General features: G+C 67.4%; 7 protein-coding genes and 1 pseudogene. 2 read left to right on the forward strand and 6 right to left on the reverse strand.

Annotated features, from left to right (window positions below):
- From ACEN88_RS14920 to ACEN88_RS14930, 3 genes and pseudogenes are all read right to left on the reverse strand, one after another.
- Window positions 1-246: pseudogene (locus tag ACEN88_RS14920) on the reverse strand (EamA family transporter); the annotation flags it as partial.
- 67 nt (window positions 247-313) lie between these two features.
- A complete protein-coding gene (locus ACEN88_RS14925; RefSeq protein ID WP_413340746.1) occupies window positions 314-2,182 on the reverse strand; it encodes a glucokinase in 1,869 nt (622 codons plus the stop codon).
- A gap of 151 nt (window positions 2,183-2,333) precedes the next feature.
- Window positions 2,334-3,686 carry an MFS transporter gene (locus tag ACEN88_RS14930; protein WP_413340748.1) on the reverse strand — a complete coding sequence of 451 codons (1,353 nt, stop codon included), beginning with the start codon at window positions 3,684-3,686 and terminating at the stop codon, window positions 2,334-2,336.
- A 134-nt stretch (window positions 3,687-3,820) separates the two neighbouring features.
- On the opposite strand from ACEN88_RS14930, the gene ACEN88_RS14935 reads away from it, so the two are divergent.
- Both ACEN88_RS14935 and ACEN88_RS14940 read left to right on the forward strand, forming a co-directional pair.
- The gene (locus ACEN88_RS14935; RefSeq protein WP_413340750.1) at window positions 3,821-5,929 is read left to right on the forward strand and encodes a sensor histidine kinase; all 2,109 of its coding nucleotides are present in this window, start codon (window positions 3,821-3,823) and stop codon (window positions 5,927-5,929) included.
- Complete coding sequence (locus ACEN88_RS14940; RefSeq protein ID WP_413340752.1) at window positions 5,926-6,525, forward strand: response regulator transcription factor; 600 nt, start codon at window positions 5,926-5,928, stop codon at window positions 6,523-6,525. Before ACEN88_RS14935 ends, ACEN88_RS14940 begins: the two co-directional genes overlap by 4 nt.
- Before the next feature lie 34 nt (window positions 6,526-6,559).
- Here the strand turns inward: ACEN88_RS14940 and ACEN88_RS14945 are convergent, their stop codons facing one another.
- The 3 genes from ACEN88_RS14945 to ACEN88_RS14955 all read right to left on the reverse strand — a co-directional run bounded on the left by ACEN88_RS14945 (window position 6,560) and on the right by ACEN88_RS14955 (window position 11,316).
- Window positions 6,560-8,242, reverse strand: a complete 1,683-nt coding sequence (locus ACEN88_RS14945) for an alpha-amylase family glycosyl hydrolase (protein WP_413340754.1) — start codon at window positions 8,240-8,242, stop codon at window positions 6,560-6,562.
- 26 nt (window positions 8,243-8,268) lie between these two features.
- The gene (locus tag ACEN88_RS14950) at window positions 8,269-9,909 is read right to left on the reverse strand and encodes an alpha-D-glucose phosphate-specific phosphoglucomutase (RefSeq protein WP_413340755.1); all 1,641 of its coding nucleotides are present in this window, start codon (window positions 9,907-9,909) and stop codon (window positions 8,269-8,271) included.
- Between the two features lie 69 nt (window positions 9,910-9,978).
- Entirely contained in the window at window positions 9,979-11,316 is a 1,338-nt protein-coding gene (locus ACEN88_RS14955) for an MFS transporter (protein WP_413340757.1), read from the reverse strand.
- Between the last annotated feature and the right edge of the window lie 257 nt (window positions 11,317-11,573).

Consider the following 11,573-nt stretch of genomic DNA (forward strand, 5'->3'; position numbering starts at 1 on the left):
GCTGGACGGCGCCGAACAGGATCAGCGCGCCGGTCCCTGCCGGCAAGGTGAGATAGGCGAACGAGAACGCGGCCACGTAGGCGAACAGCATCGCGGCGGCAAAGCCGGACGCGCACGCACGCGCATCGCGAGCGCCAGCACGAGCGCGCCGGACGTCACGCGGATGGCGCCGAAGGTCGCGGGATCGATGTGCGTGTCACGGAGCGCGATGCGGCACAGCAGCGAGTTGGCCGCGAACGCGGCCATCGCCAATGCCGTCAAGGCGATCGTGGCGGCCGGTTCCTTCGATCTGCGCGCGCCAGGACGGTCCAAGTCAGATGTCGAGGTGGGAAATGAGCAGGCGGCGGCGTTCGCTGTCGCCCTCCGCCGCTTCACCGGCCGGGCCGAGCGAAATGCCGACGGCCATGATGTCGATGAGGAGCAGTTGCAGGATGCGCGAGATCATCGACAGGAACGTCGTGCTGTCCTCGCTGTGGTCGACGGCGAGGCACACGCTCGCCTTGCGCGCCAGCTGGGACTTGCTGCTCGTGATGGCGATGACGTCGGCACCGGCGGCCCGCGCGACGTCGACGGCGTCCAGCAGTTCCGGCAGCTGGCCCGTCGTCGAGATGGCGACGACGACGTCGCCCGGTCCCAGCAGCTCGGCCGCCAGCGCGAACAAATGCGCGTCGCCGTACGACGAGGTCGGGATGCGGAAGCGGAAGAATTTGTGCTGGCCGTCCAGCGCCACGACGCGCGAATTGCCCATCGCGTAGAACTCGACGCGCTTCGCCTTGCGCAGGATGTCGATGGCGCGGTCGATCGAATTCACGTCCAGCTGGTCGCGGAATCTAAGGATCGCGGACACCGTGTTGTCGATGACTTTCGCCGACAGGTCGTGCGTGCTGTCGGTCATGCGCACCTGGCTGTGGCGCACGGGGATCGTGCCCGTCAGGCTGCCCGCGAACTTCAGCTTGAAGTCGGCGAGGCCCGCGAAGCCCAGCGAACGGCAGAAGCGGATCACGGTCGGCTGGCTGACGTCGGCCAGCTTCGCGATCTCGGCGATCGGCTCGGACAGGACCTTGCGCGGATGCTCGATCACGAGCTGCGCCACGCGCTGCTCGGCCGGCGACAGTTCCGCCTGCAGGTGCTGCACGCGCTCCATCAGCGTGTTTGCGCCGCTGCGGTTGCGCAGGTGTTCCGACAGGATGCTCGACACGCCGTACAGCGCCGGCGTCGGCATCATGATCACGTACGTCGGGATCTGCGCGAGGTAGCTGGAGAAGCGCCCCTTCGCTTCGAAGCGCGTGCGGAACGGCGACGTCTTGAACCACTCGGCCATGCGCGGCACGATGCCGCCGCCGATGAAGATGCCGCCGAACGCGCCCAGCGTGACGGCCAGGTTCGCGGCCGCGCCGCCCAGCATGCCGGCGAAGCATTCCAGCACTTCCAGGCACAGCGGATCCTTCTGGTCCAATGCGGCCGCCATGATCGCGGCCGCATCACGCTGTGGTGCTTCCACGCCGTTGCGCAGCGCGAGCGCGCGATAGATGATTTCCATGCCGGGGCCGGAGATCAGGCGCTCGTTCGACACGTGCTGCCATTCGCGCCAGGCGTATTGCAGGATCGCGAATTCGCGCTCGTCGGCCGGCGCGAAGTTGACGTGGCCGCCCTCGCTGCCGAGGGTGACGAAGCCGTCCACTGTCGGGATCACGCCGGACACGCCCAGGCCGGTGCCGGGACCGAGCACGCCGGCCACCGCATTCGCGATCGGCTTGCCGCCGCCGATCTGCAGCAGGTCTTCCGGCTTGAAGCCCGGCAGCGCCATCGCCAGCGCCGTGAAGTCGTTCACGATCAGCAGCGTCGTCAGGCCGAGCGTGCGGCGCACCTCTTCCGTCGAGAACTGCCAGTCGCGGTTGGTCATGCGGATGAAGTCGCCGCTGATCGGGTTCGCGAGCGCGAACGCCGCGTGGGTGATGCGGACATGGCCGCTCTGGGCCTGGGTCTGGGCCAGGTAGGCGTTCAGCAGCGGGACGATGCCCGGATAGTCGTCGCACAGCAGCACGGCCACGTTGCGCAGCACGCCCGGCGCGATCTCCAGGGCAAAGCGCGCATGGGTCGCGCCGATGTCGGCCAGCAGGCGCGGACCGTCGGAATACGCGGCGCGGGTGTGCTTCTGTTCGGTGTCGGGCTCAAGCGTCATGGTGTTGCTCTTCTCGCGAAGGTCTCCTCTATTGCGCGTAGGATACCATTGATTGAAATGCACCAAAAAGCGATTATGACCCGATTCGGGTGGTTACAACGAAATAAGCGGCCCCGCAGGGCCGCTCTTTCCACATCGACAACGCCGGCGCTTATTGGCCGCGCGCTTCCGCGTCGATCTTCGACAGCGCGCCGGTATCGCGCATGAACCAGCAGACGACCAGCGTGCAGGCGATGACGGCCGTCGTGTACCAGTAAAAGCCGCTTTCCAGGCTGACGGATTTGAACCACAGCGCCAGGTACTCGGCCGTGCCGCCGAACACGGAGACGGCGAATGCATACGGCACGCCGACGCCGGTGGCGCGGATCGAGGCCGGGAACAGCTCGGCTTTGACCAGCGCGTTGATCGAGGTGTAGCCGGACACGATCAGCCAGGCGCAGGCGATCAGGCCGAACGCTTGCCACGGGCCGCTGGCGTGGCGGATGCCGGTCAACAGCGGCACGGTGAACAGGGTGCCCAGCAGCGCGAAGCCGATGAGCAGCGGCTTGCGGCCGATGCGGTCCGACAGCGCGCCGTACAGCGGCTGCAGGCACATCGCGAACAGCAGCGACGCGGCCGAGACGGCGGTCGTCTGCGAGTCGGTCAGGCCGACGGACAGGCGCAGGAATTTCTGCATATAGGTCGTGTAGACGTAGAACGCGAGCGTGCCGCCCATCGTCAGGCCGATCACCAGCAGCACTTCGCGCGGATGCTGGGCCAGCTGCTTCAGGCCGCCCATCGGCTTGGCGCTTTTTTTCGCTTCCTTGCGCGCGGCCTCGAACGATCCGGTCTCCGGCAGGTTGTGACGCATGCGCAGGGCCAGCAGCGCGAGGCAGGCGCCGGTGAAGAACGGGATGCGCCAGCCCCAGGCACGCAGCTGCCCGGCGTCGAGCAGGAAGTTCTGCAGCACGAGCAGCAGGATCAGCGCCAGCAGCTGGCCGCCGATCAGCGTCACGTACTGGAAGCTGCTGTAGAAGCCGCGGTGCTTCGAGTCCGCCATCTCCGACAGGTACGTCGCGCTGGCGCCGTATTCGCCGCCGAGGCTCAGGCCCTGCAGCAGGCGCGCCAGCAGCAGGATGCACGGCGACAGGATGCCGGCCGCGGCATACGTCGGCGCGCAGGCGATCAGGAGGGAGCCGAAGCACATCAGCAGCACGGACGTCATCAGCGCCGTCTTGCGGCCGAGGCGGTCGCCGATGTGGCCGAACAGGATGCCGCCGATCGGGCGCACGAAGAAGCCCAGCGCGAAGATGCCCGCCGTGGACATCATCTGCGCCGTCGGGTCCTGCTTGGGGAAGAACGAGCTCGCGAAGTACAGCGCGAAGGCCGAGTAGCAGTAGAAATCGAACCACTCGACGAGGTTGCCGGCCGAGCCGATGAAGATGGCCTTCAGGCGCGCGCCGGAAATGCGTTCGCCGGCGCCGGCGGCTGCCTGGGCGCCGGCCTTGGATGTGATGGTGTTCATGGTTGTCTCCTCTTTTGGTATGCCCACTATCCCAGCCGGAGGCCACGCGCACATCCGCAACTTCCGGCGCGCCCTCCTCCGTAAAACTACGGAGGCGGTTTTCTAAAGGCCGCGCAACTGCTATCGTTGGCGTCATGCCCAAACTGCTCAACCTCCTCATCGGCGCCGGTGCGCTCGCCGTCATCGCGGCGTCGGGGAACTGGGCCGAGCGCCACGAGCTGCAGACCAAGACGGAAGGCTTGCGCCAGGCCGCGGCCGCGCACGTGCTGGGGCTGCGCGGCCTCGTCGAGAAACACGACTTCCTGCCGCACGCGGCGGCCCGCCACCCGGACGTGCAAGACCTGCTGCGCACCCCGCGCGACGGCGCGCTGCGGGCGCGCGTGAACGATTATTTCGCCGACCTGCAGGCGACGACGGGCGCCGCCGCGCTGTTCCTCGTCGACCGCGCGGGCCTCACGCTCGCGGCCAGCAACTGGAACCAGCCGTCCAGCTTCGTCGGCCAGTCCTACCGCCAGCGGCCGTACTTCGAGGATGCCGTGCAGGGCCGGCGCGGCATCTTCTATGGCCTCGGCCTCACGACGGGCCAGTCCGGCCTGTTCATCGCGGAACCCGTGCGCGCGCATGGTGCCATCCTGGGCGTCGTCGTCGTGAAGATCAGCCTGGAGCCGCTCCAGGCCACATGGATGCGCGGCGCCGACCCGGTGGTGCTGCGCGACAGCCGCGGCATCGTCTTTCTCTCCGCCGTGCCGGACTGGCTGTTCCACGCGATCCGGCCCGTGTCCGCTGCCGACCTGCACTGGATCGCCGAACACCGCCAGTACGGCAACCGCGAACGGTTCTACGTGTTGCCGTGGCAGACGGAGACGCGCGGGGCGTCGCCCGGCTTCGTCGTGCACACGACCGTCGGCGGCCGCCGCCTCGACCTGCTTGCGCTGGACACGCCGCTGCCGGAACTGGGCTGGACGCTGACCGTCACGACGGACATGAAGGAAGTCGTGCAGGCGCGCCAGCTGGCGCTGATGCTGGCCGCGCTGGCCGTCGCGCTGCTGCTGCTCGGCGTGCTGTACTGGCGCCTGCGCGAAAAGCGCTTCCGCGAGCAGCGCTCGGCCCGCATCGAACTGGAACGCCGGGTCGAGGAGCGCACCCGCGACCTGGAAGAAGCGCACGCGTTCCGCAAGGCGATGGAGGATTCGCTCCTCGTGGGCATGCGCGCGCGCGACCCGGAGGGCACCATCATCTACGTGAATCCGGCCCTGTGCGCGATGGTGGGCTACAGCGCGGACGAGTTGCTGGGCCGCCGGCCGCCGTATCCCTACTGGCATCCGGACGACCAGGAAAAACACGAGCGCGAAAGCGCCGACGCGCTGCAGGGCCGCGCCGCGCCGCACGGCTTCGAATCGCGCATCCGCCACAAGGACGGCCACGACGTGATCACGATGGTCTACACGGCGCCGCTCGTGGACGCGCAGGGCGTGCACCGCGGCTGGATGAGTTCCGTCGTCGACATCACGGCGCAGAAGCAGGCCGAGGCCCGCCAACGCGACCAGGAAGTGCGCCTGCAGCGCAGCGCGCGCCTCGCGAGCGTGGGCGAGATGGCGTCCACGCTCGCGCACGAACTCAATCAGCCGCTGATGGCGCTGTCGAACTTCGCCGTCGCGGCGCGCGCCCTCGCCGCGCAGTCCGCGCCGCCCGACATGCTGGCCGGCGCGCTCGACGAGATCGTCGAACAGAGCAAGCGCGCCAGCGAGATCGTCAAGCGGGTGCGCGCGTTCATCAATCCCAAGCGGGGGCATTACGAAAACCTTGCGGTCGATGGCGTCATCGCGCATGCGGTGGAGTTGCTCAAGCCGGAATTGCAGCAGGCCGGGATCGCGCTGCAGCTGTCGCTGGACGCCGGTGACACGCTCGTGCGCGGCGACCGCGTCCTGCTCGAACAGGTGCTCGTGAACCTGATCCACAACGCGATGCATGCCATGCAGGATCGCCCGCGCGGACGCATCGACGTCGCATGCCGGCGCGTGGACCAGGGCGTGCGCGTCACCGTCACCGACGCGGGCCCGGGCATCCCGCCCGAACAGCTGGAGCAGATCTTCGCGCCGTTCTTCACCACCCGCCCCGACGGCCTGGGGCTCGGACTGAACATCTGCCGCACCATCGTCGAGGCCCACGGCGGTTCCATGACCGTCGAGAACCCTGCCGCCGGCGGCGCCGCCTTTTCCTTCACGCTTCCGATCGCGCCATGAAAGACATCCCACTCACGCTCTATGTCGTCGACGACGACGAAGCCCTGCGCCGCTCCCTGCTGGTGCTGTTGTTCTCGCAAGGACTCGCCGTGCAGGCGTTCGAATCGGGAGAAGCGTTCCTGGACGCCGTCGACATGCGCCAGCCGGGCTGCCTGATCCTCGACCTGCGCCTGGGCGGTATGAGCGGCCTGGCCGTGTTCGACCGCCTGCGCGCGGCACACAGCCCGCTCGTCACGCTGTTCCTGTCCGGTCACGGCGACATCCCGACCGCGCTGGAATCCGTGCGCCAGGGCGCGTGGGACTGGGTGGAAAAGCCGGACACGCAGCACCTGCTCGACAAACTGCCGGCCGCCATCGCGGAAGCACGCGGACGGGCGAACGCGCTGCGGCTGTGGGCCGAGCTGACGCCGCGCGAACGGGAAGTCGCGCGGCTCGTGGGGCTCGGCCAGCCGAACAAGGAAATCGCGCGGCTGCTCGTGCCGCCATGCGGGCCGCGGTCGGTGGAGACGCACCGGGCGAACATCTTCAGCAAGCTGCAGTGCGCGAACGATAACGAGTTGGGACGGTGGCTGGCGGCCCACCCGTGGCTGGGGTAGGGTGGGCGGCCCCCGCCCACGCGTGACGCCTGGATTAATCCTGCGAAATCAGCGCCACCGGCGCGCGCGTATCGAACTGCACCTTGCCGCCCGAGACGACGGCCGTCTTGCCCGTGTACGCATCGCGCACCGTCTGCCCGTCGCCGAACACGCCGGCCACGGGGATGGCCACCGTACGGTCCTGCGGCAGGTCGAGGGCGACGACGACGCGGTCGGAGACGCCGTTCTTCTCGTACGTGCGCTTGAACGTGTACGGGCTGGACGCGATCATCTGGTGCACGCCCGCGCCCACGGCCGGATGCGCATGACGGAAGCGGCCCAGGCGCGCCCAGTAGTCGCGCACTTCGGCCACGCCGTGCAGGCCCACCTGGGCGTTGTTCTTCAACTGGTCCCAGTTCATGAAGGAGCGCAGGTTCGCATCGCCGGTTGCGCCTTCGATCTTCAGCACGCGCGCCGTCTCGTCGCCGTAATAAACCTGGGCCTGGCCCGGTGCCAGCAGCAGCTTGTTCGCTTCCTCGAACGGGTGCGCGCGCATCGCATCGAACGGGTGGCCGTCGTCGTGCGAGTCGAGGTAGTTCAGGACCGTCACGCCGGTCAAGGGACCGTTCAGCAGGCCCGAGTACTTGGAGAACAGCGTCTCGTAGCTCTGGGTTGCGTCGCCCGGCAGCGCGAAGTTGATCATGCTGTCGAAGCCGTTGTCGTAATAGTCGACCTTCGTGCCGTCGTCGTAGGCGAACGGGCGGCCGTCCGCGATCGGGTGGCCGTACGCTTCGGCCACCATGAAGAACGGTTGGTTGCCGATCTTTTCGATGCCCTCCTTGCCGGCCGGCGTGCGCTTCCAATCCTCATAGGCCTGGCTCGCGACCTTCTTGAGGTCTTTCCACACGCCGGGTTCCGTGTGCTTGACGGTGTCGCCGCGGAAGCCGTCGAAGCCGTACTTGCGTACCCAGTCGGCGTGCCATTTCATCAGGTAGTAGCGCGGCGCGCGCGGGTAGCCCGTGCGCTTGAAGAAGTCGTCCAGCTCCTTCGTTTCGCGCTCGTAGCGCCCTTCCTTCTTCCACTTCGCGACGAGGAACGGCGGCAGGTCGACGTTCGCATTGCTGTCGGTGCGGAAGTCCGGCAGGTTCTTCACGAGCGTGCAATCGACCGTGCCCTTGACGTCCTTGAAGGTACAGGTCGGCGACGTGCGCACCCAGTCGGCCGGCCACACCGAGTCTTCAGGCGTGACTGGACCGGTATGGTTCATCACGACGTCGAGCAGCACGCGGATGCCGCGCGCATGCGCCGCCTCGACGAGGTCGCGCACGTCCTTCGCGGTGCCGGCGTTGGCGTCGACGGCCGTGAAGTCGCGCGCCCAGTAGCCGTGGAAGCCGTAGCTGACGCCCGTGCCCTCGTCGGTCGACGCGTGGATCTGCTCGACCGGCGGCGAGATCCAGAGCGCGTCCACGCCCAGGTCCGTGAAATACCCTTCCTTGATCTTGGCCGTGATGCCGGCCAGGTCGCCGCCCATGAAGCCGCGCGCGACGGCAGCAATGTTCTTGCGGCCGTAGGCGTGGTCGTTCGACGGATCGGCGTTGTTGAAGCGGTCGATCACGACGAAGTAGACGGTCGCGTTATCCCAGGTGAACGGCTTGCCCTTGACCGGCGACAGGTCGGGCGCGGCCGAGGCGGCACCGAAGGCGAGCATCAGGGAGGCGGCGAGAACGGGTAGTTTCATGCGGGGTCCTGTGTGGTGAGTGGAAATCAGGTGACGACGCTCGGCTGCTCGCGGCCCGTCCGCTCCTTCAGTCTCGACACCTGCTCCGCGATGGCGATGAGCGGCGCCAGCGCCTGCTGGGTGTCGAGGTTGTGGCGGGCCGGGTCGGCCTCGTAGCGTTCCAGGTACAGGCGCACGGTGGCGCCCTCCGTGCCGGTGCCGGACAGGCGCAGCACGATGCGCGAGCCGTCCGTCATGACGATGCGTACGCCCTGGCGCGTGGACACGGAGTTGTCGACCGGGTCGGTGTAGGTGAAATCGTCGGCGAGCTGGACGCGGAAGTCTCCCAGCGTCTGCCCTGCCAGCGATGCGAGCTTGCCGCGCAAGTCGTCCATCATCGCGTTGGCGGCGGCGGCGTCCACGGCCTCGTAGTCGTGGCGCGAATAATAGTTGCGGCCGAAGCGGGCCCAGTGTTCCTGCACGATCTCGCCCACGGACTTGCCCGTCGCGGCGATCAGGTTCAGCCAGAACAGCACGGCCCACACGCCATCCTTTTCGCGGATGTGCATCGAGCCCGTGCCGTAGCTCTCTTCGCCGCACAAGGTGGCGAGACCCGCGTCGAGCAGGTTGCCGAAGTACTTCCAGCCGGTCGGGGTCTCGAAGCAGGAGACGCCCAGCGCGGCCGCCACGCGGTCCGCGGCCTGCGACGTCGGCATCGAACGCGCGATGCCCTTGATGCCGTCGCGGTAGCCCGGTGCGGCGGTCGCATTGGCGGCGATGATGGCGAGGCTGTCCGACGGCGACACCGCGAGCTTGCGGCCGACGATCATGTTGCGGTCGCCGTCGCCGTCCGATGCGGCGCCGAAGTCGGGCGCGTCCGGGCCGTCCATCAGCGCGATCAGGTCGGCCGCGTTGACGGGGTTCGGGTCCGGGTGGTGGCCGCCGAAATCTTCCAGCGGCTCGGCGTTGACGACGGTGCCCGCGGGCGCGCCCAGCATGCCTTCGATGATGGCCTTCGCGTACGGGCCGGAGACGGCGTGCATGCCGTCGAAGCGCATCGTGAAGCCGCGCTGGAACAGGGCGCGGATCGCGTCGAAGTCGAACAGGCCGGCCATCAGCTCGGCGTAGTCGGCCACGGAATCGATCACCTCGACTTCCATGTCTTCGAGGCGGATGCTGCCGATCTTGTCCAGGTCGACCGGGCCGGCGTCGCTGATGCGGTAGGACGTCAGCGTCTTCGTGTGTTCGTAGATCGCGTCGGTGATCTTCTCGGGTGCCGGGCCGCCGTTGTCGATGTTGTACTTGATGCCGAAGTCGCCGTCGGGACCGCCGGGATTGTGGCTGGCCGAGAGGACGATGCCGCCGAGCGCGGCGCGCTTGCGGATCACGCAGCTGACCGCGGGCGTGGACAGGATGCCGCCGCGGCCCACGAGCACGCGGCCCACGCCGTGGGCGGCCGCCATGCGCAGGATGGTCTGGATGGCTTCGCGGTTGAAATAGCGGCCGTCGCCGCCGAGCACCAGGGTGCGGCCCTGCACATTACCCAGCGCGCCCAGCGTCAGGAAGATGGCCTCGACGAAGTTTTCCAGGTAGCCGGGCTGCTGGAACTCCGTCACCTTCTTGCGCAGCCCGGACGTGCCGGGGCGTTGCCCGGCGAACGGGGTCGTCGCGATCGTCTGAATTGTCATGTCTAGCTCCTGTCGGGGGTTTGTTGTCAAACCCGTAAGGATACGACACTCGTCCCGACGATGGCGCCGCTATCGGTGCGCGGCGCGTTCCGCCCGGTCGGTGACGAACAGCGCCAGCACGGCCGCGATGACCATCGACACGCCGCCCAGCACCAGCGTAAGTACCGCGTGGTTGCCGAACATATGCTTCGTGAACCAGCCGAGCACGAGGCCGCTGACGATCTGCGGAATCACGATGAAGAAGTTGAACAGGCCCATGTAATAGCCCATGCGGTTCGGCGGCAGCGCGGCGACCAGGATCGCGTACGGCATCGTGAGGATGCTTGCCCACGCCACGCCCACGCCCAGCATCGGGATCAGCAGCAGATGCTTGTCGTGGATGAAGAACACGCTGGCCAGCGACAGGCCGCCGATCGCGAGGCAGACGGCGTGGCACGCCTTGCGGCTCGTGCGGCGTGCCAGCACGGGCAGCACGAACGCGGCCAGGGCGGACATGCCGTTGTAGACGGCGAACATCACGCCGACCCAGTTGCCCGCGTCCTGGTAGCCCGGCGACAGCGGATCCGTCGTGTTGTAGACGTTGTCGGCGATCCCGGGACCGGTATAGATCCACAGCGCGAACAGCGCGATCCACGAGAAGAACTGGACGAACGCCAGCTGCACCATCGTCTTCGGCATGTGCGCGAAGCCGCCCATGATCTCGCGCAGCGCGACGCTAAAGCTGCGCGAATGCTTGCGCTGGGCTTCGAAGCGGTGGAGGTCCGGCGGCGGCAGTTCGGTCGACGTGAACACGGTCCACGTCACGGCCAGCAGGAACGCGGCGCCGCCGACGTAGAACGAGTAGCGCACCGAATCCGGCACCCCACCGTCGACGGGCACGTTGGAGACGCCGAGGTAGTTCGTGAAGACGATCGGCAGCAGCGATGCGATCACGGCGCCGCAGCCGATCAGGAAGGTTTGCATCGCGAAGCCGGCGGTCTGCTGCGACGTGTCGAGCTTGTCGCCGACGAAGGCGCGGAACGGCTCCATCGAAATATTGATCGAGGCATCCATCAGCCACAGCATGGCGACGGCCATCCAGACGGCGACGGAATTCGGCATCAGGAACAGGGCCGTTGCGGCCAGCACGGCGCCGAGGAAGAAGAACGGACGGCGGCGGCCCCAACGCGGGTGCCACGTGTTATCGCTGAGGTAACCGATCACCGGCTGCACGAGCAGGCCCGTGACGGGCGCCGCGAGCCAGACGAGGGCCAGGTCGTCCATCGACGTGCCGAGCGTGGCGAAGATCCGGCTCGTGTTCACGTTCTGCAACGCCAAGCCGAACTGGATGCCGAAGAAGCCGAAGCTCATGTTCCACAGCTGCCAGAACGTCAGCCGCGGCTTGAGTGCATGTGTTTGCATTTCCATCTGGGTCCCCTTACGCGCCTGGACTCCTGCCAGGCTGCTACATGTAGCAAAGTAACATGGGGTTTTCTGGGTGTCAATGCGATAACAGCCCGCAATCTAAAGGGAAGCCACAGAAAATGTAGTCAAACAACAGATCGACACTTCGGGGTGGGGGCCCCGGTTTTTTGGAATTTGAAAAAAAAGGGGGGGGCCCCCCGGGGTTTTTTTGGGGGGGGTTTTTTGGGGGGCCATGGGGGAGGGCGCGGTTTTTGAGGCGG

The sequence above is a fragment of the Massilia sp. CT11-108 genome, assembly GCF_047302915.1.
In the GTDB taxonomy this organism is placed as follows: Bacteria; Pseudomonadota; Gammaproteobacteria; order Burkholderiales; family Burkholderiaceae_D; genus Telluria; species Telluria orientalis.